Source organism: Streptococcus sp. SK643 (assembly GCF_000259505.1).
GTDB lineage: Bacteria > Bacillota > Bacilli > Lactobacillales > Streptococcaceae > Streptococcus.
The window spans coordinates 26,169-51,788 of the sequence record NZ_AJMM01000008.1; the positions used below are offsets into that span (position 1 = coordinate 26,169).

At 38.7% G+C, this 25,620-nt stretch carries 24 protein-coding genes; 22 read left to right on the plus strand and 2 right to left on the minus strand.

The window, feature by feature from the left end; all coding sequences use genetic code 11:
- Positions 1-102: 102 nt before the first annotated feature.
- From HMPREF1117_RS04770 to HMPREF1117_RS04850, 17 genes are all read left to right on the plus strand, one after another.
- The gene (locus tag HMPREF1117_RS04770) at positions 103-852 is read left to right on the plus strand and encodes an ABC transporter ATP-binding protein (RefSeq protein ID WP_000569215.1); all 750 of its coding nucleotides are present in this window, start codon (positions 103-105) and stop codon (positions 850-852) included.
- Entirely contained in the window at positions 833-2,461 is a 1,629-nt protein-coding gene (locus HMPREF1117_RS04775; RefSeq protein ID WP_001211402.1) for a hypothetical protein, read from the plus strand. The genes HMPREF1117_RS04770 and HMPREF1117_RS04775 overlap by 20 nt, the downstream gene beginning before the upstream one ends.
- A 200-nt stretch (positions 2,462-2,661) precedes the next feature.
- Positions 2,662-3,825 (plus strand): class I SAM-dependent rRNA methyltransferase, encoded by a 1,164-nt coding sequence (locus HMPREF1117_RS04780; protein WP_001082728.1) that lies wholly within the window; start codon positions 2,662-2,664, stop codon positions 3,823-3,825.
- Positions 3,822-4,499, plus strand: a complete 678-nt coding sequence (gene aroD / locus HMPREF1117_RS04785) for a type I 3-dehydroquinate dehydratase (protein ID WP_000767768.1) — start codon at positions 3,822-3,824, stop codon at positions 4,497-4,499. Before HMPREF1117_RS04780 ends, aroD begins: the two co-directional genes overlap by 4 nt.
- Positions 4,489-5,343, plus strand: coding sequence for a shikimate dehydrogenase (locus HMPREF1117_RS04790; RefSeq protein WP_000762516.1), 855 nt, complete (start codon positions 4,489-4,491; stop codon positions 5,341-5,343). The genes aroD and HMPREF1117_RS04790 overlap by 11 nt, the downstream gene beginning before the upstream one ends.
- 18 nt (positions 5,344-5,361) lie before the next feature.
- Positions 5,362-6,429, plus strand: coding sequence for a 3-dehydroquinate synthase (gene aroB / locus HMPREF1117_RS04795; RefSeq protein ID WP_000702128.1), 1,068 nt, complete (start codon positions 5,362-5,364; stop codon positions 6,427-6,429).
- Positions 6,430-6,438: 9 nt separating this feature from the next.
- Positions 6,439-7,605: a chorismate synthase gene (gene aroC, locus HMPREF1117_RS04800; RefSeq protein WP_001269891.1), complete on the plus strand. Its 1,167-nt coding sequence runs from the start codon at positions 6,439-6,441 to the stop codon at positions 7,603-7,605.
- Between the two features lie 9 nt (positions 7,606-7,614).
- Positions 7,615-8,718 carry a prephenate dehydrogenase gene (locus HMPREF1117_RS04805; protein ID WP_001140862.1) on the plus strand — a complete coding sequence of 368 codons (1,104 nt, stop codon included), beginning with the start codon at positions 7,615-7,617 and terminating at the stop codon, positions 8,716-8,718.
- 10 nt (positions 8,719-8,728) lie between these two features.
- Positions 8,729-9,067, plus strand: coding sequence for a YlbF/YmcA family competence regulator (locus HMPREF1117_RS04810; protein WP_000065977.1), 339 nt, complete (start codon positions 8,729-8,731; stop codon positions 9,065-9,067).
- Positions 9,068-9,159: 92 nt separating this feature from the next.
- Positions 9,160-10,443: a 3-phosphoshikimate 1-carboxyvinyltransferase gene (gene aroA / locus HMPREF1117_RS04815; protein WP_001237536.1), complete on the plus strand. Its 1,284-nt coding sequence runs from the start codon at positions 9,160-9,162 to the stop codon at positions 10,441-10,443.
- Entirely contained in the window at positions 10,436-10,912 is a 477-nt protein-coding gene (locus tag HMPREF1117_RS04820; protein WP_001062773.1) for a shikimate kinase, read from the plus strand. Before aroA ends, HMPREF1117_RS04820 begins: the two co-directional genes overlap by 8 nt.
- Positions 10,909-11,757, plus strand: a complete 849-nt coding sequence (gene pheA, locus HMPREF1117_RS04825; RefSeq protein WP_000686387.1) for a prephenate dehydratase — start codon at positions 10,909-10,911, stop codon at positions 11,755-11,757. The genes HMPREF1117_RS04820 and pheA overlap by 4 nt, the downstream gene beginning before the upstream one ends.
- On the plus strand, positions 11,754-13,052 hold the full coding sequence (locus tag HMPREF1117_RS04830; protein ID WP_000032315.1) for an LCP family protein: 1,299 nt from the start codon (positions 11,754-11,756) through the stop codon (positions 13,050-13,052). The genes pheA and HMPREF1117_RS04830 overlap by 4 nt, the downstream gene beginning before the upstream one ends.
- 143 nt (positions 13,053-13,195) lie before the next feature.
- Positions 13,196-14,032, plus strand: a complete 837-nt coding sequence (locus HMPREF1117_RS04835; protein ID WP_001281454.1) for a LicD family protein — start codon at positions 13,196-13,198, stop codon at positions 14,030-14,032.
- Complete coding sequence (locus HMPREF1117_RS04840) at positions 14,029-14,997, plus strand: glycosyltransferase family 2 protein (protein WP_000971802.1); 969 nt, start codon at positions 14,029-14,031, stop codon at positions 14,995-14,997. The genes HMPREF1117_RS04835 and HMPREF1117_RS04840 overlap by 4 nt, the downstream gene beginning before the upstream one ends.
- An 8-nt stretch (positions 14,998-15,005) precedes the next feature.
- The gene (locus HMPREF1117_RS04845; protein WP_000622811.1) at positions 15,006-17,159 is read left to right on the plus strand and encodes a LicD family protein; all 2,154 of its coding nucleotides are present in this window, start codon (positions 15,006-15,008) and stop codon (positions 17,157-17,159) included.
- 3 nt (positions 17,160-17,162) lie between these two features.
- Positions 17,163-17,870 carry a LicD family protein gene (locus HMPREF1117_RS04850; RefSeq protein ID WP_000942447.1) on the plus strand — a complete coding sequence of 236 codons (708 nt, stop codon included), beginning with the start codon at positions 17,163-17,165 and terminating at the stop codon, positions 17,868-17,870.
- A 182-nt stretch (positions 17,871-18,052) separates the two neighbouring features.
- On the opposite strand, the gene HMPREF1117_RS12100 is transcribed toward HMPREF1117_RS04850, so the two are convergent.
- Together HMPREF1117_RS12100 and HMPREF1117_RS04855 are read right to left on the minus strand one after the other, a co-directional pair.
- Complete coding sequence (locus HMPREF1117_RS12100) at positions 18,053-18,181, minus strand: hypothetical protein (protein ID WP_155811818.1); 129 nt, start codon at positions 18,179-18,181, stop codon at positions 18,053-18,055.
- Complete coding sequence (locus HMPREF1117_RS04855; protein WP_000789694.1) at positions 18,177-19,655, minus strand: oligosaccharide flippase family protein; 1,479 nt, start codon at positions 19,653-19,655, stop codon at positions 18,177-18,179. The genes HMPREF1117_RS12100 and HMPREF1117_RS04855 overlap by 5 nt, the downstream gene beginning before the upstream one ends.
- 123 nt (positions 19,656-19,778) lie before the next feature.
- Here HMPREF1117_RS04855 and mecA point away from each other — a divergent pair, with 123 nt between their 5' ends.
- The 5 genes from mecA to HMPREF1117_RS04880 all read left to right on the plus strand — a co-directional run bounded on the left by mecA (position 19,779) and on the right by HMPREF1117_RS04880 (position 25,619).
- Positions 19,779-20,519: an adaptor protein MecA gene (gene mecA, locus HMPREF1117_RS04860; RefSeq protein WP_000782690.1), complete on the plus strand. Its 741-nt coding sequence runs from the start codon at positions 19,779-19,781 to the stop codon at positions 20,517-20,519.
- A 114-nt stretch (positions 20,520-20,633) separates the two neighbouring features.
- On the plus strand, positions 20,634-21,920 hold the full coding sequence (locus tag HMPREF1117_RS04865) for a homoserine dehydrogenase (RefSeq protein ID WP_000216357.1): 1,287 nt from the start codon (positions 20,634-20,636) through the stop codon (positions 21,918-21,920).
- Between the two features lies 1 nt (position 21,921).
- Positions 21,922-22,791 (plus strand): homoserine kinase, encoded by an 870-nt coding sequence (gene thrB / locus HMPREF1117_RS04870; RefSeq protein WP_000692422.1) that lies wholly within the window; start codon positions 21,922-21,924, stop codon positions 22,789-22,791.
- Positions 22,792-22,895: 104 nt separating this feature from the next.
- Positions 22,896-23,834, plus strand: a complete 939-nt coding sequence (msrB, locus tag HMPREF1117_RS04875; RefSeq protein ID WP_000818199.1) for a peptide-methionine (R)-S-oxide reductase MsrB — start codon at positions 22,896-22,898, stop codon at positions 23,832-23,834.
- Positions 23,835-23,894: 60 nt separating this feature from the next.
- Positions 23,895-25,619, plus strand: coding sequence for an ABC transporter ATP-binding protein (locus HMPREF1117_RS04880; protein ID WP_000681672.1), 1,725 nt, complete (start codon positions 23,895-23,897; stop codon positions 25,617-25,619).
- Position 25,620: the final 1 nt, after the last annotated feature.

Sequence of the window (25,620 nt, forward strand, 5' to 3'; positions counted from 1 at the left end):
AAATCTAAAAAATATTTTCGACTTTTTTATAAAAAGTGTTGATAAATCTGTACTAAAGTGCTAATATAACAATATAAAGAACATAAATATAGGAGTCATCCCATGATTGAATTTCAAAATGTTAGTAAGTTGTATGGTGATAAAGAGGCCTTGAGCAATCTCAATTTGCAGATTGAAAATGGAGAGATTATGGGCTTGATTGGCCATAATGGTGCTGGAAAATCGACCACCATAAAATCTCTAGTCAGTATTATTTCACCCACTGATGGGCGGATTTTGGTAGATGGATTGGATTTATCGGAAAATCGCTTAGCTATTAAACGAAAGATTGGCTACGTTGCAGATTCACCTGACTTATTTTTACGATTAACAGCTAATGAATTTTGGGAATTGGTTGCTTCGTCCTATGATATGAGTAGCTCTGACTTGGAGGCTAGTTTAGCTAGGCTGTTGACTATTTTTGATTTTGCTGAAAATCGCTATCAGGTTATTGAAACCTTTTCTCACGGAATGCGTCAGAAAGTCTTTGTAATAGGGGCGCTCTTGTCTGATCCTGATATTTGGGTCTTGGACGAACCTTTGACTGGTTTGGATCCCCAGGCTGCCTTTGATTTGAAGCAAATGATGAAGGAGCATGCACAAAAAGGTAAGACTGTACTTTTTTCAACCCATGTACTTGAAGTTGCTGAACAAGTGTGTGATCGGATTGCGATTTTGAAAAAGGGACATCTGATTTATTGTGGTAGTGTAGAGGACTTGAGAAAAGACCATCCAGACCAGTCTTTGGAAAGTATCTACCTTAGCCTTGCTGGTAGAAAAGAGGAGGTTTCAGATGCGTTTCAAGGTCATTAAAAAATTAGTTGATATCAATATCCTCTATTCATCTCAAGAAGCTAATCTGGCTAACCTACGAAAGAAGCAAGCTAAGAATCCTGATAAAAAAGTTGATGTGTCAGGGAAATTATTGCGTTCTTATCTTGTATCTAGTCTGTTGCTACTCCTCTTATTTTCGAATCTAGTTTTTCGTTATCCTTTTGAGGAGGTTCCCAGTCTATTTAGTAATATGGTTGCTATTTTTTTAGTTATTGTCTTTTCTAATAGTTTAACAGCCTTTTACAATGTTTTTTATGAGAGTAAGGACTTGGCTTCTTATAGTCCTTATGCCTTTAAAGAATCAGAAATTATGCTTGCAAAAGGAATATCTGTTCTTTTGCCGTCTTTAGTTGGACTTGTCCCTATCTTAGCTTATTTTCTGGTTCTTTATCTTCGATTAGCTCCTTCTCTTTGGTTGGGGTTGCCTTTGATGTTGCTGTCCTTAGCTTTATTATTTGTCTCAGTTGGTCTAGGGATGGTCTTGGCAGTCCATTTTTTGGCCCAGACAGCATTTTTCAGAAAGCACCAGTCTCTTTTATCTAATGTCATGATTGGTCTAGGGCTATTATTCCCTATGATACTGGTTTTCTATTCAAATTCAGGAGCTAGTATAGAGACAGTTAGAGAAGTCCCAACACTCTTTTATCCTCTTCATATCTTTTATAAAATAGCAGTAGAGCCTTTTTCTATTGAATCCATCTTTGGATTACTTGCTTGGATAACAGCAACTGTTTTGCTACTTTATCTAACAAAAAAGAAGGTTGTTCCTCAATTTTATCAAGTTGTTATGACCAACAGTGAAGAAAAAATCAGAAAAGAGCGTCGTAGCAAACAAAGCATTTCCATAACTAAAAAAGGTTTTTTCCGTATGGTGTTACGCTACAACCTCTCCCTCTTGGGACAGGGGACTAGCTTGGTGACAGTGCTTTTTACAAGTACTTTCCTGCCTTATTTCTTTATGATAGGCTTAATATTTAAGATTAGGGACTCACAGCTTGTTCCAGAAATAACTGCCGAATACTGGTTGCCCTTGTTTTTTGTGGGAGTGTTTATAGCAGTTTTAAATAACAATATCACAAGTCTATCTTCAATCGGGTTATCTCTGGAGAGGGAAAATTTTGATTTTCTTAAGAGTTTGCCTTTTGATTTTGCTCGTTATGTGAAAGTGAAATTTTGGATTATATTTGCAGTTCAGTCCCTCTTACCTATCTTGACTTTACTTGGTCTTTCCCTTTATTTAGGATTGCCCATTCTTTCGATGATTTACCTTCTTTTGGCATGGTTCCTTGCTAGTGTCATCCTTTCTTGCCATCATTATTTTAAGGATGTGAAAAATCTGTCAACCAATTGGAGTAGTATTACGGACTTGGTGAATCGTTCAAATGGTATAGTCGCAATAGTTTTATTGTTTATATATAGTGCAATCCTAATGGCCCTTGTAATTGGGAGCTTATTCTTGGTTCAGTCTCTCTCTCCTATTCTTGCAATTAGTTTAGGACTTGTAAGTTTTATACTTCTGCTTGGCCTTAGCATTTTTAGCTACCATTATTATTTTAGACGTATAGTGGAACAACTAGATAGGATGTAACTTTTGTCACAAGGCAATGCTTTATTGAAAACATGCTCTTTCATCTGAAAGAGCATATTTTTTTCTTAGGATAATGAAAATGAAGGAGTGTATTTCCGAAAGTAATACTTCTAGAATGATGTCTAATATTTTAAATCTGTAAAAAGCTAAGAAAAGTTTCTGTTTTGTGAATTGTCTAAAAATTTGATATAATAGTAGCTATGAATAGAGTAAGAGTTAGCAGAAGAGTTGAAAAAAAGCTTGCTAAGGGCCTAGTTCTTTTGGAAGCAAGTGATCTTGCAGATATCGACCTGATGGATCAAGCAGTCCAAGTTTTGAATCAAGATGGGAAGTATCTTGGTAGCGCCTATCTCTCTCAACAAAACAAGGGAATCGGTTGGTTTATCAGCAAGGAGAAGGTCGACTTTACGCAGTCATTCTTTGAAAGTCTTTTTAAACAAGCTAAAGAAAAAAGAAGTGCCTACTATCAAGATGAATGCACAACAGCCTTTCGCTTATTTAATCAAGAGGGAGATGGCTTTGGTGGATTTACTATTGACCTATATGGTGACTATGCTGTCTTTTCTTGGTATAACTCTTATGTTTATCAGATTCGCAAGGTTATCTCAGAAGCTTTTAGACAGGTTTTTCCTGAGGTTTTAGGGGTTTATGAGAAGATTCGCTTTAAGGGTTTGGACTATGAGTCTGCCCACCTTTATGGGCAAGAAGCTCCAGAGTTTTTTACCGTTCTTGAAAATGGCGTTGCTTATCAAGTCTTTATGAATGACGGCTTGATGACAGGTATTTTCTTAGACCAACATGAGGTTCGTGGGAGCTTGGTTGATGGTTTAGCAATGGGTAAATCCTTGCTCAATATGTTTTCTTATACGGCAGCCTTCTCTGTAGCGGCAGCTATGGGAGGGGCTAGTGAGACCACTTCTGTTGATTTGGCCAAACGTTCGAGAGAATTGTCTCAAGCGCATTTTCAGGCAAATGGAATCAGCACAGATGACCACCGTTTTATCGTCATGGATGTCTTTGAGTATTTCAAGTATGCCAAACGAAAAGGTTTGACCTATGATGTGATTGTCCTAGATCCACCTAGTTTTGCCCGTAATAAAAAACAAACCTTCTCTGTAGCCAAGGATTATCACAAATTGATTTCCCAAAGTTTAGAGATTTTAAATCCGGGAGGCATGATCATTGCCAGTACCAATGCTGCCAATGTTTCCCGTCAGAAATTTACAGAACAAATTGATAAAGGCTTTGCAGGAAGAAGTTACCAGATTTTAAACAAATACGGTCTTCCAGCAGATTTTGCCTATAATAAAAAAGATGAAAGTAGTAATTACCTCAAGGTGATTAGTATGAAGGTTAGTAAATGAAATTAATCGTTTCAGTAATGCCAAGAAGTTTAGAGGAAGCCCAGGCTCTGGATGCCACGAGGTACCTGGATGCCGACATCATTGAATGGCGTTCCGACTATCTGCCTAAAGAAGCGATTTTGCAGGTGGCTCCAGCTATTTTTGAAAAATTTGCAGGTCGTGAATTGGTTTTCACGCTGCGAACTCGCGCTGAAGGGGGAGAAATCGACCTTTCTCCAGAAGAATATATCCATCTAATCAAGGAAGTGGCGCAACTCTATCAACCAGACTATATTGATTTTGAGTACTATAGCTACAAGGAAGTTTTTGAGGAAATGCTGGACTTCCCAAATCTCATTTTGAGTTACCACAATTTCCAAGAGACACCTGAAAATATGATGGAAATCTTATCAGAGTTGACGAGCTTAAATCCAAAACTTGTTAAGATAGCGGTGATGGCTCACACGGAGCAGGATGTGCTAGACTTGATGAACTATACACGAGGCTTTAAAACCCTCAATCCTGAGCAGGAATATGTGACCATTTCTATGGGCAAGGTGGGTAAGGTCTCTCGTATCACTGCGGATGTGACGGGTTCTAGCTGGTCTTTTGCTAGTTTAGATGAGGCCAGTGCCCCAGGTCAGATTTCTCTAGCCAACATGAAAAAAATCAGGGAGATTTTGGATGAAGCTTGATGGCTATACACGTTTAGTTGCAGTTGTTGCCAATCCTATTAAGCATTCTATTTCTCCCTTCATCCACAACAGCGCCTTTGAGGCGACAACTACCAACGGTGCTTATGTGGCTTGGGAGATTGAAGCGGCTGAATTGGAAGTCACAGTGGCTAATATTCGTCGCTACCAGATGTTTGGAATCAATCTGTCCATGCCTTATAAGGAGCAGGTGATTCCTTATTTGGATGAATTGAGTGATGAGGCGCGCTTAATCGGTGCAGTTAATACGGTTGTCAATGAGAATGGCAATTTAATTGGATATAATACAGATGGCAAGGGATTTTTTAAGAGCTTGCCTTCTTTTACAATTACAGGTAAAAAGATGACCCTGCTGGGAGGAGGAGGAGCAGCCAAGTCTATTTTGGCGCAAGCTATTTTGGACGGCGTCAGTCAGATTTCAATCTTTGTTCGTTCAATTTCTATGGAAAAAACAGGGACTTACCTAGACAAGTTGCAGGAGCAGACAGGCTTTAAAGTAGATTTGTATGCTTTAGAAGATGTTTCTGAACTGCAAGCAAGGATTGCCGAGTCGGATTTACTTGTCAATGCGACAAGTGTGGGCATGGATGGTCAATCCTCTCCAGTTCCAGTAAGCATAGTCTTACCAGAAACTCTCTTAGTAGCTGATATCATTTACAAGCCTTTTGAGACACCATTTTTGAAATGGGCTAGAAGTCAGGGCAATCCAGCGATCAATGGTCTGGGAATGTTGCTCTATCAAGCTGCAGAAGCCTTTCAACTGTGGACAGGAAAGGAAATGCCAACAGAAGAAATTTGGCAGTCCTTAACAGAAAAATACCAATAAAGAAAAGGAGACTCTCCTATGAAAATCAGAATCGATATTCCGCATCATCCTTATGATATTCAGATTGAGAAAGGTTGTCTGGCTCAGGCTGGCCAATGGTTGCGAGAACTCTGGCAACCGCAAAAAGTGGTTATTGTAACAGACAACCATGTAGCCTCTCTTTATGCTGAGAAGATCAAACTCAGTCTAGAAGATGCTGGTTTTCAAGTTGCTGTATTTGACTTTTTAGAAGGCGAAGAACGAAAAAATCTGACTACTGTGCAGAAAGTTTATGAATTTTTAGTCAAGCAGGGTCTAACTCGTAGCGATGGAATTGTGGCTCTCGGAGGTGGTGTCGTTGGGGACCTGGCTGGTTTCGTAGCTTCTACCTATATGCGGGGGATTCATTTTGTTCAGATTCCGACCAGTTTGACTGCTCAAGTTGATTCTTCTATCGGTGGAAAGACAGGTGTTAACACTCCATTTGCTAAGAATATGGTGGGGACATTTGCTCAACCAGATGGAGTTCTGGTTGATCCGCTAGTCCTTGAAACCTTAGGAAAAAGAGAATTGATTGAAGGCATGGGCGAAGTTATCAAGTATGGCTTGATTGAGGATGTAGAACTCTGGAATCTCTTGACGGAGATGGACGGTTCTGTTTCGGGCATTTTGGAATATGCAGAGACCTTGATTGAGCGCTCTTGCCAGGTTAAGCGTAAGATGGTGGTTGAGGATGAGTTAGACAATGGTGTACGTCTTTACCTCAACTTTGGACACACTATTGGTCATGCCATTGAAGCAACAGCTGGGTATGGCAAGGTCATGCACGGTGAGGCTGTGGCTATTGGAATGGTGCAAATTTCCAAGGTTGCAGAGGAAAAAGGCCTCATGCCAGCTGGAATAACCCAATCCATTATAACCATGTGCCAGAAGTTCGGTTTGCCTGTTGACTATGAAAGCTGGGATGTTGACAAGCTTTATCAAGCCCTAACTCACGATAAGAAGGCACGAGGCAATAACTTGAAAGTTGTTTTGGTACCGGAGCTCGGCTCAGCAGCTATTCATCCAGTTTCCTTTGAAGAAATGAAAGACTATTTGGTGAAATAAGGAGATTCTATGAGATATTTGACAGCAGGAGAATCGCATGGGCCGCGTCTAACCGCTATTATTGAAGGTATCCCAGCAGGTCTGCCTTTGACAGTCGAGGATATCAATGAAGACCTCAAACGACGTCAAGGTGGTTATGGTCGAGGTGGTCGCATGAAAATCGAGAGTGATCAGGTTGTCTTTACCTCAGGTGTTCGCCACGGGAAGACGACAGGGGCTCCAATTACTATGGATGTCATCAATAAAGACCATCAAAAATGGTTAGACATCATGTCTGCTGAGGACATTGATGACCGCCTTAAAAGTAAACGTAAAATCACTCATCCTCGTCCAGGTCATGCGGATTTGGTTGGTGGTATCAAGTACCGTTTTGATGACTTACGAAATTCCTTGGAACGGTCTTCTGCTCGTGAGACGACCATGCGAGTGGCGGTCGGAGCAGTGGCGAAACGGCTCTTGGCTGAACTGAATATTGAAATCGCTAACCATGTTGTCGTCTTTGGTGGAAAGGAAATCGATGTTCCTGAAAATCTAACAGTGGCTGAAATCAAACAAAGAGCTGCCCAGTCAGAAGTTTCCATTGTCAACCAAGAACGGGAACAGGAAATCAAGGATTATATTGACCAAATTAAACGTGACGGTGATACCATCGGTGGAGTAGTAGAGACGGTTGTTGGAGGTGTTCCAGTCGGTCTTGGTTCCTATGTTCAGTGGGATAGGAAACTAGACGCCAAACTCGCTCAAGCCGTTGTTTCTATCAATGCCTTTAAAGGAGTAGAGTTTGGTCTTGGTTTTGAGGCAGGTTACCGTAAAGGTAGCCAAGTTATGGACGAAATTCTCTGGTCTAAAAAAGACGGCTATACTCGCCGTACCAATAATCTGGGTGGTTTCGAAGGTGGTATGACTAATGGGCAACCTATCGTTGTTCGTGGTGTTATGAAACCCATTCCGACTTTATACAAACCACTCATGAGTGTGGATATTGAAACCCACGAACCCTATAAGGCAACGGTGGAGAGAAGTGATCCAACAGCTCTTCCAGCCGCTGGTGTGGTCATGGAAGCCGTAGTGGCAACAGTTCTGACCCAGGAAATTTTAGAGAAATTCTCATCGGATAATCTAGAAGAATTAAAAGAAGCGGTATCCAAACATCGAGAGTATGCAAAGAACTATTAAGGAGTTCCTATGGCAAAAACAGTCTATATCGCGGGCCTTGGTCTGATTGGTGCCTCTATGGCACTCGGGATCAAACGCGATCATCCAGATTATAAAATTTTAGGTTATAATCGCAGTCAAGCTTCGAGGCAGATTGCCTTGGAGCGAGGAATAGTTGACCGTGTGACGGATGATTTTGCCAGTTTTGCGCCTTTGGCAGATATCATTATTCTCAGCTTGCCAATCAAACAAACCATTGCTTTCATTAAGGAGTTGGCCAACTTGGACTTGAAAGAAGGGGTCATTATTTCAGATGCTGGTTCGACCAAGTCAGCCATTGTAGATGCGGCGGAGCAGTATTTAGCTGGCAAGTCTGTTCGCTTTGTCGGGGCCCATCCCATGGCTGGTAGTCACAAGACAGGGGCTGCTTCTGCGGATGTCAATCTCTTTGAAAATGCCTATTATATCTTTACACCGTCTAATCTTACCACTTTAGACACTCTTGATGAAATGAAGGATTTACTTTCAGGTCTTCATGCTCGTTTTATCGAGATTGATGCCAAGGAGCATGACCGAGTAACTTCTCAGATTAGTCATTTTCCTCATATCTTGGCCTCAAGTCTCATGGAGCAGACAGCAGTCTATGCTCAAGAACATGAGATGGCAAGACGCTTCGCTGCGGGTGGTTTTCGAGACATGACACGGATAGCAGAGAGCGAGCCAGGGATGTGGACCTCCATTCTTTTGTCCAATCGAGAAACTATTCTTGATCGGATTGAAAATTTCAAGGAACGTTTGGACGAAATTAGTCAGGCCATTAGTCAAGGGGATGAAGATCACATTTGGAACTTTTTCAACCAAGCGCGTGAGCAACGTCAAGCCATGGAAATCCATAAGCGTGGCGGTGTGGATAGTTCTTACGACCTCTTTGTAGACGTTCCCGATGAAGAAGATGTGATCTTAAGAATCTTGGAATTGCTTAGAGGAACATCCTTGGTCAATATTCATATCAACGAAGAAAACCGTGAAGACGTTCACGGTATCCTACAAATTTCATTTAAAAATGCTCAGGACCTAGAAAGAGCCCAGCAAGTTATTACACAACATACAGACTACACAGTCGTTATCAAATAAGGAGAAAAATATGTCAAATATTTACGATAGTGCAAACGAACTCAGTCGCGGTCTTCGCGAATTACCAGAATACAAGGCTGTCAAGGCTGCCAAGGATGCTATCCAAGCAGATACTGAGGCCAGCAAAATCTTTACAGACTATGTTGCCTTTCAAGAAGAAATTCAAAAATTAGTCCAAACAGGGCAAATTCCTGATGCTTCCTTCCAAGAAAAAATGGAAAGCTTCGGAAAGCAAATTCAAGGGAATAACCTCTTGTCAGAATTCTTCACCAAACAACAACAACTTTCTATTTATCTATCAGACATTGAAAAAATTGTCTTTGAACCAGTTTCAGAATTGTTAAAATAAGAAAATAACTATCATAAAGTCAGGAATTTTTAAGGAACTTCTGGCTTTTTTATGATAAAATAAGTAAAAGTATTGCTAGTATGAGGACCAGTATGAGATTAAAAACGAACATTAGCCACTTGCAAGGGAGTATCCGAGTCCCAGGAGATAAATCTATTAGTCATCGCTCGATCATTTTTGGAAGTTTGGCTGAGGGTGAGACTCAGGTTTATGATATTTTACGTGGTGAAGATGTCCTTTCGACCATGCAGGTCTTTCGTGACCTTGGAGTTGAGATTGAAGACAAGGATGGGATCATTACCATTCAAGGAGTGGGGATGGATGGCTTAAAAGCTCCCAAAAAGCCACTAGATATGGGAAATTCTGGAACTTCTATTCGCTTAATATCTGGAGTGCTTGCTGGTGCTGATTTTGAAGTAGAGATGTTTGGAGATGATAGTCTTTCCAAACGTCCTATGGATCGTGTAACCCTGCCCTTAACTAAAATGGGAGCTAAGATTTCAGGCCAGACAGAAAGAAATCTCCCTCCACTTCATTTGAAAGGCAGTAAAAACTTAACTCCTATCCATTATGAATTGCCAATTGCCTCTGCCCAGGTCAAGTCAGCCTTGATTTTTGCAGCGCTTCAGGCACATGGTCAGTCTATCATAGTTGAAAAAGAATGCACCCGTAACCATACAGAAGATATGCTTCATCAGTTTGGTGGTCATTTAAGTGTTGAAGGTAAGAAGATTACCGTTCAAGGTCCACAAAAACTGACGGGACAAAAGGTTGTGGTGCCAGGAGATATTTCCAGTGCAGCTTTTTGGTTGGTCGCAGGTTTGATTGTTCCAAATGCGCGTGTAGAACTTAAGAACGTTGGGATTAATGAAACTCGTACAGGAATTCTGGATGTGATTCGTACCATGGGTGGAAAACTCGAAATAACAGATATTGACCCCATCGCAAAATCAGCTACTTTAATCGTTGAAACGTCTGATTTGAAAGGGACAGAAATCGGTGGTGCCTTGATTCCACGCTTAATTGACGAATTGCCCATTATCGCCCTTCTTGCGACTCAAGCAGAGGGTGTGACCGTGATTAAAGATGCCGAAGAACTCAAGGTCAAAGAAACGGATCGTATTCAGGTCGTTGCGGATGCCTTAAATAGTATGGGGGCAGATATTAGTCCGACAGCAGATGGGATGATTATCAATGGAAAATCAAGTTTCCATGGTGCAAAAATCAATACATTTGGAGATCATCGTATCGGCATGATGACTGCAATTGCAGCCCTTCTAGTAAAAGATGGTGAAGTTGACCTTAATCGAGCAGAAGCCATCAACACCAGTTATCCAAGCTTTTTTGACGATTTGGAGAGTTTAATTCATGGCTAAGATATTATTGGGATTTATGGGGGCTGGCAAGTCCACCATAGCCAAAGCTTTAGATCCAAATTATCTAGATATGGATGCCCTACTTGAGCAAAGTTTAGGTATGCCGATTACTAGATTTTTTGAGGAAAAAGGAGAAGAAGCCTTTCGACAAGTAGAATCAGACCTCTTGACTAAGTTAGTGAAGACTGAACGAGTCATCTCTACAGGTGGTGGAGTAGTTATTTCTCCTCTAAATCGGGATTTGCTCAAGCAAAATCCTGCTAACATCTACCTGAAAACAGATTTTGAAACTCTCTATCAACGAATCTCAGCCGATAAAAATAATCAGCGCCCTCTTTTCCTAAGTAAATCTAAGGATGAACTGCAAAGGATTTTTAAAGAAAGAGAAATCTGGTATGAGGAAGTTGCTAGTAAAGTTATCGATGTTACTAGACTGAGCCCAGAGGAAATTGCAGAGGAATTAAGATGAAAATTGCCTATTTAGGTCCCAAAGGATCTTTTTCTCACCATGTTGTTAAAACAGCTTTTCCAGACGAGGATTTGCTTGCTTTTGCAAATATTACAGACGTCATCAAGGCATATGAGAATGGTTTGGTAGATTATTCGGTGGTGCCAGTGGAGAATTCCATTGAAGGCAGCGTTCATGAAACCTTGGATTATCTGTTTCATCAGGCTAGTATACAGGCTGTAGCAGAAATCGTGCAACCCATTCATCAACAATTGATGGTAGTGCAAGGTCAGTCTAAAATTGAGAAAATATTTTCACATCCTCAGGCTTTGGCTCAAGGGAAAAAATATATAGATGATTTTTATCCAAATGTCAAAATTGAAATAACTGCCAGTACTGCCTATGCAGCTCGCTTTATTTCAGAACATCCTGAACAACCTTATGCGGCAATTGCACCAAAAAGTTCTGCTATGGAATATGGCTTAGAAGTGATTGCTGAGGATATTCAGGAGATGGAAGCCAATTATACCCGCTTTTGGGTATTGGGGACAAATCTACCACCAATCCCTTTAAAAACAGAAACAGAAAAAATGACTTTGGCTCTAACGTTGCCAGATAATTTACCAGGAGCACTCTACAAGGGTCTTTCAACTTTTTCCTGGAGAGGAATCAATCTAACCAAGATTGAGAGTCGTCCCTTGAAAACAGCTTTAGGTGAGTACTTTTTTATCATAGATGTCGAGTTTACTGAAAAAGAATTGGTGCATTTTGCTCGAAAAGAATTAGAAGCAATTGGTATCGGCTACAAGATTTTAGGGTCTTACCCTATTTATACTATAGTTGAGAAAGGAAAGGAGAGAAGATGAGTAAAGAAAATCCGTTAAATCACCATGAGCAATTACGATATGATTATCTCTTTAAAAATATCTATTATTTAAACGAAAAAGAAAAAAAAGAATTTGAATATCTACAAAATAAGATAAATAATGCTAATGGTATTATTTCCGAGAATAAACAGGAAATTCTGAAACCTTTGGAGCCAAGTCTACCTAACTCTCCTCTTCCTACTTATAGCAATCGTAGTCGCTCTAAAAAACATTCTAAAAAAGATCCAGTTCCAAAAGTTAAAAAACCAAAAAGAAAACTACGCTTGGGTCGTCTCTTTGTAGGCTTCCTTGCTATTCTATCATGTGTAGCCTTGGGAATGATTTTCATGTTTCTAAGAGGATACCAAAATGCTACCAATCCTGAGAAAACAACCAATGCTAAAGCAGCTCAAGTAGAAGTGTTCAACGGTCAAGATACCAAAGATGGGGTAAATATTTTGATTATGGGGACGGATGGACGTATTGGTCAAAATAGTGCTGAAACACGTACAGACTCCATTATGGTTATCAATGTAGGTGGTTCTGACAAAAAAATGAAGATGGTTAGCTTCATGCGGGACAATTTGGTCTATATTGATGGCTATAGTAAGGTTACAGCAGGAAAAAAACAGACAGATAATAAGCTAAATGTAGCCTATGAACTTGGTGAACAAGAAGGGCAAAAAGGGGCTGAAATGGTCCGCAAAGTTCTAAAAGATAATTTTGATCTAGATATCAAATACTATGCTTTAGTAGATTTCCAAGCTTTTGCAACAGCAATTGACACGCTTTTTCCTGATGGGGTAACCATCAATGCTCAATTTTCAACTTTAAATGGCCAAGCGCTTACTGAAGCGACTGTAGGTGACGACCTTCATGCTACAGAGACAGAGTCTCCTACTCAGACTATTAAGGTTGGAAAACAGCAGATGAATGGTTCAACCTTGCTTAACTATGCTCGCTTCCGTGATGATGACGAAGGTGATTACGGTCGTACCAAACGTCAGCAGCAGGTCATGTCAGCTGTTTTGGAACAGATCAAAGACCCAACGAAACTCTTTACCGGATCTGAAGCACTTGGTAAAGTGTTTGCAATGACTTCTACTAATACACCTTATACCTTCTTATTAACAAATGGTTTACCAGTTCTTCAAGGATTGCAAAATGGTATTGAAAAGCTTACAGTTCCTGAACTGGGCGACTGGGTTGATGCTTATGATGTTTACGGTGGTCAAGGGCTTTTAGTTGATCAAAACAAATATCAAACAAAACTAGCCCAGATGGGGATGAGATAAAAGAAAATGTGAAAATCAAAGAGTAATCAGCTAGTAATAATAGTGGATTAAGCTTTGATTTTCTTTATCTACAATAGATTTTTAAAGCATTTTTATGATATAATAAAACGATATAACTTGTTATTTGAGAGAGAAGGAGAAACATGAGTGATTTGAAAGCGATTCAGACGCGTAGTCTTGAAATGGCTGAATATTTTGTTTCATTTTGTAGAGAACATCAGTTACTTTGTTATCTTTGTGGAGGAGGAGCTATCGGTGCTCTTCGCAATAAGGGTTTTATTCCTTGGGATGATGATTTAGATTTTTTTATGCCCCGTAGTGATTATGAAAAGCTAGCAGAATTGTGGCCTCGTTATGCAGATAATCGCTATTTTTTATCTAAAAGTAACAAAGATTTTGTAGACCGGAATCTATTTATTACGATTAGAGATAAAGAAACTACTTGTATCAAACCCTACCAGCAGGATTTAGATTTGCCACATGGTTTAGCCTTAGATGTCCTGCCCTTAGACTATTATCCTAAAAATCCAGCTGAACGTAAAAAGCAAGTTCGTTGGGCCTTGATTTATTCGCTTTTTTGTGCCCAAACGGTTCCAGAAAAACATGGTTTCGTGATGAAATGGGGCAGTAGTATTTTACTTGGTTTGACTCCAAAACCTCTTCGTTATCGCATTTGGAAAAAGGCTGAAAAAGAAATGACCAAGTATAACTTAGCTGAGAGTGATGGCATTACTGAGTTATGCTCAGGACCGGGTTATATGAGAAATAAATATCCAATCTCAGCATTTGAAGAAAACCTCTTTTTACCATTTGAAGAGACACAAATGCCTATTCCAGTCGGATATGATGCTTACCTCAGTACTGCTTTTGGTGATTATATGACTCCACCACCTGCAGATAAGCAAGTACCACATCACGATGCAGTTATTGCAGATATGGATAAGAGTTATACAAAGTATAAGGGAGAGTATGGGGCATGATGGGAGAAAAAATAAGCGTTATCGTTCCGGTCTACAATGTAGAAACCTATTTGGAGCGATGTGTAGAGTCTATTTTAAAACAGACATACAGGAACTTGGAAATTCTTCTTGTCAATGATGGATCTACTGATAAAAGTGGAGAACTATGTGACCGACTGGCACTAAGAGATCATCGAATTCGAGTTATTCATAAAGAAAATGGTGGTTTGTCCGATGCTCGAAATAGAGGGATTGATGAAGCGAGTTCGGACTTAATCGCTTTTGTTGATAGTGATGACTATATTGACGAAGATATGTATGAAACGCTTTACCGTCAAATGGTTTCTTCTAAAGCCGACCTGTCTATGTGTGGACATTATGATGTTTACCACCAAATTCCTGAAAAGCAAGTAGCAGCTATTAAGACTTGGGAATTGACGCCAAAAGAAGCTATTAAGATGGTGATGGAGGCTAAAGTCCTCTCTGTTACAGCTGTGAACAAACTCTATAAAAAGGACCTGTTTGAACAGTTGCGATTTCAAGTTGGTAAAATCGCAGAAGATGCCTTTATCATGGTGGACTTAATTCATCATTGTAGCAAGGTTGTCGCAACAAATGAGAAGAAATACTATTATGTTCACCGTGAAAATAGTATCACAACTCAGAAATTCTCCTTGAAATTTTTAAATGTTATTGAGGCTTACGAGCAGAATGCTGAAATTATAAGTGAGAATTATCCTGATTTGTATGATGTGGCAATAATGCGTTTAAATTGGGCTTACTTCTATGTATTGGATAGGCTATTGGTGGATCCTGATTTTAAAGATAAGGTTTTAGAAGACCGATTGGTTTCTTATCTAAAGAAAAATAAAAAAACTATTCTTATGGATAGCCGTTTTACAAGAGCAAGAAAAATAAGCTTTTTAGCTTTGTGTCTAAATAGAAAATTGTATAAGAAAATCTTGCTTGCACAAACTAATCGTTAGGAGAAACAATGATTTCATTTATTGAAAAAAACTATTTTAAAATTAATATGCTGTTTTTATCAGTCATATCCTTTTACTGTATGGCAGGATTGATTGTTCCACTTCAACAAATATCAGCCAATAAATTTGTCACTCTTGGCATGACCCTTATAGGTGTTTTATTAGGGGGATATAATCTCTTTTTCAAAAAAGTCTATCTAAAGGTTAGAAAAATTGAGTATTTGATTCTCTTTTTGATAATGAATATCCTGACAGCTGTCTTGGTTGTGAAGTATGGTTTTTCAACAAATATAAAGAATCTAGTTGTCTTTTTCATCTATTTCTTTGCAATTTATCCAGTCTTTCATTCATTTACAGAGAAAAAAGCTCGCACACTTTTTGATTTATTTTTCTCAATTGTAACTGTTTCAAACACTGTTGGTGTAATCATATCCATTTGGCAATTCATTATGTTGCAAGGTTACCGCGTATATGATTACAAGGGTTTGTTAATTCGACAAGGCTTTGTAGAATCTCGGTTGTTTGGTATTTTGGCGAGCCCTAACTATCTCTCTATTATTTCTTTGATGGTTATTATTTACTTGTGGATGCGATTGTCTCTCTACAATAAGATTATTAAAACCCTAGCTATTTTATCAATCGTTTTTAACTTTGCTTATATTGTGCTATCTGGATCAAGAACAACTTATATCTGTTTGGTAGTAGTAGCACTCTTATATGCTTTGATGAAAGCGAACTGGAGCCAAAAAGGTAAGTCTATTCTCACGGTTTTAGTATCAGTATCTTTGGTATTTGTTGCTTATAATGGTGTAAAATATAGTAGCGATTTATACTTAAGAGTTCATTCAGACGAAATTAAAAAGAATCTTGCTAATTCAAAGAATGGAGATAAAGCTTTGTCTCTTGAGCGGACAGATACGAGTGAGGAAAACATTTCCAATAATCGTTTTAAAATTTGGCAATCTACAGCTTCCTTTGTTCCTAAGAGACCTTTCTTTGGTTATTCAGCAGGAAATTGGTATGAATTAGGAAAAGAATATGATGCATCAGCTTACATTATTAAAGAACATTATCTTACTCATAATGGATATTTAGAATTACTTTTTTATGATGGTATATCAGGTTTTATACCTATGGCAATTTTTATAGTTTCCTTTATTCTTTCGATTCTTAAGAAGCTTAAGAGACATATTACAGATGGTCAGCATAATCATGAATTGATCTCTATTATCTTAATGACAGTAGTTATTCTAATTTCTAACTTGTTCTTGAGTTCAACCTTCTATGGAATTTCTCTACTGGGTTGTATCTTGTTTATCATTTCGGGATACTATTTTTCAGTGCTCTCTAAAAAAAGAGAGGGCTATAGAAAACTAGACGAAGCAGAGATCAAAAAAGTTGAACTAGGTGTCATGGATTACATCCACAATCTCTGTCAAAAAGAGAATATTAACTATTCACTGGCTTATGGAACCTTGCTGGGAGCAGTGAGACACAAGGGCTATATTCCTTGGGATGACGATATTGATATCTCTTTGAAACGTGATGAATACGACAAATTGTATCAAGCTATTTTGCGAGATAATGACCCTATTTACAAAGTTGCCTCTTGGGAAAATGACGCTCGTTATCCTTACCCATTTTATCGAGTTTATGATGCTCGAACAGTCTACGATAACAATTATATAGATAATGATATTGATTTAGGCATTTGTGTGGATGTTTTCCCGTTTGATTATTATGCTGATGTGAATCAAAATATGGTAAAACTGGATAATTATCGTCGTTTATCAGTCTATACTCTTTATGGCATCCATAATAAAAATTTAAAATTAAAAAATATTGTTAGATATGTACTTATTCTTGCTTTTCGTTTGACTCGAGTAAAATCATGGAACAAAAAGATGAACATCCTATCTATGCAAGAAAAAGATGGAGACTTCATTGACTACCTCATGGAGAACAAGAGAGTTTCTACGAAGTTTGACAAGTCTTTCTTGGATACAACGATTGATAGTCCTTTTGAAGATAGAGTTTACAAAATTCCTGAGGCCTATCAGCAAATTCTGTCCACCATTTACGGAGATGACTTTATGGAAATTCCTCCTTTAGAAAAACGTGTAAAACACGATGACTTTCAAGCTTATATAAAGGAGGGATAAGTCGTGTTACAGTGGTTAAAAAGAAGTTTGGCCAGTCTCTTAGGTGATAAGAAAGATCTGGTTAAAAATCTACCTATTATTAAAAGTTTAAATAAGAAGGCCAATATTGATCTAGATTCAAAGCGAAGTAATCTACTGAAAGAAAACTTCGAGGATATTCTAAAAGCTATCTATCAGTCAGATTTGAAGTCTTATGATATTTGGCTAGACTTTGGAACTCTACTAGGTTTCTACAGAGAAAATGACTTAATTCCTCATGATTTGGATATGGATTTTGGGATTATTATCCCAGACTATGAAGCCTTTTTAAAGGATGAGAAAGTTCTTTTTGAGCAAGGATTTGTTAGAACCAAAGAGTTCTATTACAATGATAAGCTTGTAGAATTATCCTATAGTTATAAGGGACTCAATGTAGATTTTATTGTCTATGATAAAAAGGAGGATACGATTTCCTCAGACACAATTTTCTACATGACAAATGCTTTAGGAAATCCTACAAGATATGAAGTCTACCACTATGAATTGCCCTTTACAGCATTAACGGAATGCAGTTTTAAAGAGATTCAAGTAAAAGTTCCAGAAAATACAAGAGAATACATCAGTCACTTGTATGGGGAGGATTTTGAAATCCCTAATGCCCATTACAACTGGAAAGAAAATCCAATTTATAAGCAAAGAAATGCTAACTTTGCTAAAGTTATTTTGAGATAATCATTTTGAAAATAGTAAAAACAGACGAACTAGAGTTGGTACAGTTCGTCTGTTTTTTGATTAAATTTTATTCTTTAGAATATTTTTTTGATCTTCAATATTAGAGAAGAAATGAAATAAAGATGAAAAGTAGAATGACTAGATAGTTTCTATAGTCTTTCATACTAACTCTTCCGAGATGATTAGTGTGGAAGATACCCCCATTTGTTTTTACAAAGTGAACCATCTGATTCAAAATGATAACGGTTTATCCACTCAGTTTTAGAAGCTTGGCCATTTTCTTTAAAGTAATATTTTTTATCAGGATTAATTTCTTCTAACTCTACTTAATGCCATATTTAAGGCATAGTGAAGTGTTTTATCTTTAGTTATAAAGAGTGCCAAGATGTAGTATATACTACAAGTCGCAACAGTTGTGAGAACCATGAGTATCATATTGAGGTTAACTGTATAAGAATTGATTTGGAAAAGGAATTTAAAGACTAAGTAAATTGGTATAAAACCAAGGGATACAATAGTGTAGCGTGTTAAAGTAGTAAAGATTTCTTTTAAGTCAATCAGGTTATGTTTCTTGATAAAGCGAATCTCTAGGAATACTACGATAGCTTCAGCAAGGATAGTTGTAGCAATATAGTACTCTGGGGCGAAAATATTATTGAAATACAAGAGACTGTTGAGTAGGATATTGGCGCCGCCACCTATAAAGTAAAAGGCTGTTAAACGATTTTCGTGGTCGTTGATGAAGATGATTTGCTTACCAAGAATTAACTCAATAGCCCAGATAATTGTACGAAAGGCGAAGACACTAGTCACAATACCTGCTTCAAGGTATTTTTCAGACGAGTAGATAACAGCAGCGTAGTTTCCCAAGACCATGATTCCAATACTGGTTGGAATGATGAGGAAGAAAAAGAGAGCAGCTCCTTGGTTTAGGAGATTGTTATAAGATGTATAGTCCTTTTTACCTAGATAGTAGCCAAGACGTGGGATGCTGACGTTGATAGCCCCACTCAAGACACTTGCAATTAGCATGACAATGCTAGAAGCAATCGTATAATAAGAGATGTAGTTTTCATCAGGCCCTTTGGTGATAAACATTCTATCCAGTAAGGTATAGAGCATATTTGCATTTGCTAAAAGAAGCATGGTTAAGAGTGGTTTAGAAGATTGAATTAACTCTTTGAGGCCAATCTTAACAAAGGAAACTTCTTTTTTAATCCAGAGGAAACTTAGTAGATAATTAAGAATAGTGGTTGCACTTATAACTATAGCGTACGGTACGATGTCATCAGCAGTTTTTACAAAGGTAAAGATTGCAATCAACATGGCAATCCGAATAATCAAGGTCTTGTATAAGATAAAAGCATAGTTTTCATAAGCCTCATTCATCCACTCAATATAGAGGAATTGGAAGAGTGCTTGTACTCCAAGTATATAGTATAGTTCCTTTAAATTTTCGATACTGGTATCCATGTAAATAAAGAAGAAGTAGATACCTGTTGTAAGGACAGATGTAATAACCGAGATATAGAATAACTTGGAGAAGACATAATTAATTTTCTCTTTATCATCCTTGACCTTACTAATAGCCCGAATCCCGTAGTTGTAGATTCCAAAGGCAGCTAGTGGTATGACAAAACTTGCCCAGGTATTAGCAGTATTGAAGTAGCCGTAGTTGGATTTACTGAGGATACGCGTTAGGTAAGGATTGGTTATCAGAGGAAAAACGATATTGAGAATATTGACCAGTAAACTAGCCAATGCATTTACTTTTATATTTTTCATTGCTCTTTCTTTCTAGTTTATAAAATCGTCCTTAGTATTATATCACATTCTCACGTTCTTCTTTTGATAAAATCGTAAAAATCTAGTATAATAGATAGAACTGAAAGTATGAGGTTACTAGCAATGAAAATGAAACAAATCAGTGATACAACGTTAAAAATCACGATGTCTTTAGAAGATTTGATGGATAGAGGAATGGAGATTGCTGACTTTCTCGTCCCTCAGGAAAAAACAGAAGAATTCTTTTATGCTATCTTGGATGAATTAGAGATGCCTGAGAGTTTCTTAGATACAGGAATGTTGAGTTTCCGTGTCACTCCAAAACCTGATAAGGTGGATGTCTTTGTGACCAAGTCAAAGATCGACCAAAATCTAGATTTTGATGATTTGGCTGATCTACCTGATATGGAAGAATTGGCCCAAATGTCGCCAGATGAATTTCTAAAAACTCTTGAAAAGAGTATTGCAGATAAAACAAAAGACGATATTGAAGCGATTAAATCGTTAGAACAAGTCGAAGCCAAGGAAGAGGAAGAAGAGCAGACTGACCAAGAGTCTGATAGCAAGAAAGAACCTTATATCTACTATATTTTACGTTTTACAAAATTAGCAGATTTGGTAGCTTTTGCTAAAACAGTGACTTTTGACATGGAAACATCGGAACTCTACAAGATGAACGACCATTATTTCCTAACAATTTTAGTGGACATTGAAAACCATCCAAGTCCATATCCAGCCTGGCTTTTAGCTCGTATGCGCGAATTTGCAGATGATAGTGATATTAGTCGTTCAGTTTTACAAGAATATGGTCAAGTCTTGATTCAACATCATGCAGTACTTGATTTGCAAAAAATTGGTTCATAAGAAAGACGAGTCATTTGACTCGCTTTTTTATCTATAAATAGTAGTTTTATTGAATAGGAATTTTCGTAAAATTCTGTTATAATGGCTATATTAGAAAATTTCGAGGAGACAAAGATGACAGTTAAAATCGCTTTACTAGGATTTGGTACCGTGGCAAGTGGTGTACCTTTCCTCCTAAAGGAAAATGGAGAAAAAATTGTTCAATCAGCACATTCAGAGATTGAAGTTGCTAAAGTATTGGTTAAGGATGAAGATGAAAAAAATCGCTTGCTTGCAGCAGGGCATGATTATCATTTTGTGACCAATGTAGAGGATATTTTATCAGATCAAGAAATCACAATTGTAGTAGAATTGATGGGTCGTATCGAACCAGCTAAGACTTTTATTACACGTGCTCTAGAAGCTGGTAAACATGTGGTTACTGCTAACAAGGATCTTTTGGCTGTTCATGGTTCAGAATTGTTAGAAATCGCCAAATCACATAATGTTGCTCTTTACTACGAAGCTGCAGTAGCAGGTGGGATTCCAATTCTTCGTACCTTAGCAAACTCATTTGCCTCAGATAAAATCACGCGCGTGCTTGGAGTGGTTAATGGGACATCTAACTTCATGATGACTAAGATGGTTGAAGAAGGCTGGTCTTACGAGGATGCTTTGGCTGAAGCACAACGCCTAGGCTTTGCTGAAAGTGATCCTACAAATGACGTAGATGGAATTGATGCAGCTTATAAGATGGTTATTTTGAGCCAATTTGCCTTTGGAATGAAAGTTGCTTTTGATGATGTAGCCCACAAGGGAATCCGCAACATCACACCAGAAGATGTTGCTGTTGCTCAAGAACTTGGCTATGTCGTTAAGTTGGTTGGTTCAATTGAAGAAACTGCTTCAGGTATTGCTGCAGAAGTAACACCAACCTTCCTACCTAAAGCTCATCCACTTGCAAGTGTCAATGGAGTTATGAACGCTGTCTTTGTAGAGTCTATTGGTATTGGTGAGTCTATGTACTATGGACCAGGTGCGGGTCAAAAACCAACTGCAACCAGTGTTGTGGCTGATATTGTTCGTATTGTTCGTCGTTTAAATGATGGTACCATTGGTAAAGACTTCAATGAGTATAGCCGTGACTTGGTTCTTGCAAATCCAGAAGATGTGAAAGCTAACTATTACTTCTCTATCTTGGCACCTGATTCAAAAGGTCAAGTATTGAAGCTTGCGGAAATCTTTAATACAGAAGATATTTCCTTCAAACAAATTCTTCAAGATGGTAACGAAGGCGACAAGGCTCGTGTCGTGATTATCACACATAAGATCAATAAGAAACAGCTTGAAAATGTTTCAAATGAATTGAAGAAGGTTACAGAATTTGACCTCTTAAATACCTTCAAAGTGTTAGGAGTTTAGGATGAAGATTATTGTACCTGCAACCAGTGCAAATATCGGGCCAGGCTTTGATTCTGTTGGTGTAGCTGTAACCAAGTATCTTCAAATTGAAGTCTGTGAAGAACGAGATGAATGGTTGATTGAACACCAAATTGGTAAATGGATTCCACATGATGAGCGTAATCTCTTGCTTAAGATTGCTCTTCAAATTGCCCCAGAATTGCAGCCAAGACGCTTGAAAATGACCAGTGATATTCCTTTGGCACGTGGCTTGGGTTCGTCAAGTTCTGTCATTGTAGCTGGGATTGAATTAGCTAACCAACTTGCAAATCTTGATTTAACTGATCATGAAAAACTGCAGTTGGCAACTAAGATTGAGGGACATCCTGACAATGTGGCGCCTGCCATCTATGGAAATCTTGTTGTTGCAAGTTCAGTTGAGGGGCAGGTTTCTGCTATTATAGCAGACTTCCCCGAATGTGATTTTCTTGCCTACATTCCCAACTATGAATTACGAACGCGAGATAGTCGAGGTGTCCTACCTAAGAAATTGTCCTACAAGGAAGCTGTTACAGCAAGTTCGATTGCCAATGTTGCTGTAGCGGCCTTGTTGTCAGGAGATATGGTGACAGCAGGGAAAGCTATTGAAGGGGACCTCTTCCATGAACGGTACCGCCAAGACCTGGTCAGAGAATTTGCAACGATTAAGCAAGTAGCCAAAGAGAATGGAGCTTACGCAACCTATCTATCTGGAGCTGGTCCAACTGTTATGGTTCTGGCTTCTCATGACAAGATGCCCATCATTAAGGTTGAGCTTGAAAAGCAAGCTTTTAAAGGCAATCTTCATGACTTGAAGGTGGATACACAGGGCGTGCGAGTGGAAATAAAATAAATAATAGAGACTAGGATGGGGAAACACTCGATTAGGAGGCTTCCTGTCCTTTTTTTGAAAAATAGTTTAGTAGACAGAAAAAATCAAATGAAGGAGAAGGTAAGATGGCTGAAATCTATTTAGCAGGTGGTTGTTTTTGGGGATTAGAAGAATACTTTTCACGTATTTCTGGTGTCCTTGAAACTAGTGTCGGTTATGCTAACGGGAAAGTCGAGACAACCAATTATCGATTGTTAAAAGAAACCGATCATGCAGAGACAGTTCAAGTGATTTATGATGAAACTATGGTGTCTCTTCGAGAGATTTTGCTCTATTATTTCCGTGTGATTGATCCCCTATCAGTTAATCAACAAGGGAATGACCGTGGTCGTCAATATCGAACAGGGATTTATTACCAAGATGAATCAGATATACCGACTATCAATACAGTAGTTCGAGAGCAAGATCTCCTTATGGGACGCAAAATAGCAGTGGAAGTGGAAAAGCTGCGTCATTATATCCCAGCTGAAGATTATCATCAAGACTATCTCAAGAAAAATCCATCCGGTTATTGTCATATTGATGTGACAGATGCTGATAAGCCTTTGATTGATGCATCTCATTATGAGAAGCCTAGTCAGGCCTTTTTACGAGAAAATTTATCAGAAGAATCTTATCGTGTTACTCAAGAGTCTGCTACAGAAGCTCCCTTTACAAATGCTTATGATCAAACCTTTGAAGAGGGTATCTATGTAGATATCACAACTGGTGAGCCTATGTTTTTTGCTAAAGATAAGTTTGCATCGGGTTGTGGTTGGCCAAGTTTTAGTAGACCAATCTCTAAGGAATTGATTCACTATTATCAAGATTTGAGCCACGGTATGGAGCGAATTGAGGTTCGTTCTCGTGTAGGCAATGCTCATTTAGGGCATGTATTTACTGACGGACCTCGCGAGTTAGGTGGCCTCCGTTATTGTATTAATTCTGCTTCCTTACGCTTTGTAGCTAAAGACGAGATGGATAAGGAAGGTTACGGAAACCTTTTACCTTATTTGAACAAATAAATAGGAGATGGTGGGTGTTTCCCACTTTCTTCATTTCTAGAATACGAATAGAAGGGATTTATGAAACACTTATTATCTTATTTCAAACCCTACATTAAGGAATCAATTTTAGCACCCTTGTTCAAGCTGTTAGAAGCTTTGTTTGAGCTCTTGGTTCCCATGGTGATTGCAGGGATTGTTGACCAATCCTTGCCCCAAAGAGATCAAGGTCATCTCTGGATGCAGATTGGCCAGCTCCTTGTCTTTGCAACAATTGGTGTTTTAGTGGCCTTGATGGCCCAGTTTTACTCAGCTAAAGCTGCAGTTGGATTTGCCAAGGAATTGACAAACGACCTTTATCGTCATATTCTTTCTTTACCTAAGGTTAGTAGAGACCGTCTGACAACTTCTAGTTTGGTCACTCGTCTGACTTCGGATACCTACCAGATTCAGACTGGTATCAATCAATTCTTGCGTCTCTTTTTACGAGCACCCATTATTGTTTTTGGGGCTATCTTTATGGCCTATCGAATTTCAGATGAGCTGACTGTCTGGTTCTTGGTCATGATTGTCATTTTGACCATTGTCATTGTAGGACTGTCTCGATTGGTCAATCCTCTTTATAGTTCTCTCAGAAAGAACACAGACCAGTTGGTTCAAAAAACTCGTGAGCAACTGCAAGGTATGCGGGTTATTCGTGCCTTTGGCCAGGAAAAAGGAGAAATGGAGGGGGTTGAGAAGCTTAATCAAGCTTACACTAGACTTCAAGAAAAAACGGGTTTCTGGTCTAGTTTACTGACACCTTTGACCTTTTTGATTGTCAATGGAACCCTTTTAGTCATTATTTGGAAAGGCTATATCTCCATACAAGGAGGTATGCTCAGTCAAGGTGCTCTCATTGCCCTTATCAATTATCTCCTACAGATTTTGGTGGAATTGGTCAAGCTAGCTATGTTGATAAATTCCCTCAATCAGTCCTATATCTCAGCTAAGCGAATCGAGGAAGTCTTTGCCGAATCTCCAGAAAGCATTCATTCAGAGATAGAACAAAAGCAAGCTAGCAATAATCAGGTTTTACAAGTCCAAGAATTGACCTTTACCTATCCTGATGCGGCCCAGCCTTCTCTGAAAGATATTTCCTTTGATATGACTCAAGGCCAAATCCTTGGTATCATTGGAGGAACTGGTTCAGGTAAATCAAGCTTGGTGCAAGTCTTACTTGGACTTTATCCACTAGACAAGGGGAGCATTGACCTTTATCGAGATGGACGTAGTCCTCGTAATCTTGAGCAATGGCGGTTTTGGATTGCCTATGTGCCCCAAAAAGTCGAACTCTTTAAGGGAACCATTCGTTCCAACTTGACTCTAGGTTTAGATCAAGAAGTAACTGCCCAAGAACTCTGGCAGGCCTTGGAAATTGCGCAAGCTAAGGATTTTGTCAGTGAAAAGGAAGGGCTCTTGGATGCTCTAGTTGAGGCAGGAGGACGAAATTTCTCAGGCGGACAAAAACAAAGGCTGTCTATTGCTCGCGCAGTCTTGCGCCAGGCTCCGTTTCTCATCCTAGATGATGCGACCTCGGCACTGGACACTATTACTGAGTGTAAGCTCTTGAAAGCTATCCGAGAAAATCTGCCAAATACGAGCTTAATCCTGATTTCTCAAAGAACATCGACTTTACAGATGGCTGACCAGATTCTCCTCTTGGAAAAAGGGGAGTTACTAGCTATCGGCAAGCACGAGGACTTGATGAAATCCAGCCAAGTCTATCGTGAAATCAATGCATCCCAACATGGAAAGGAGGACTAGC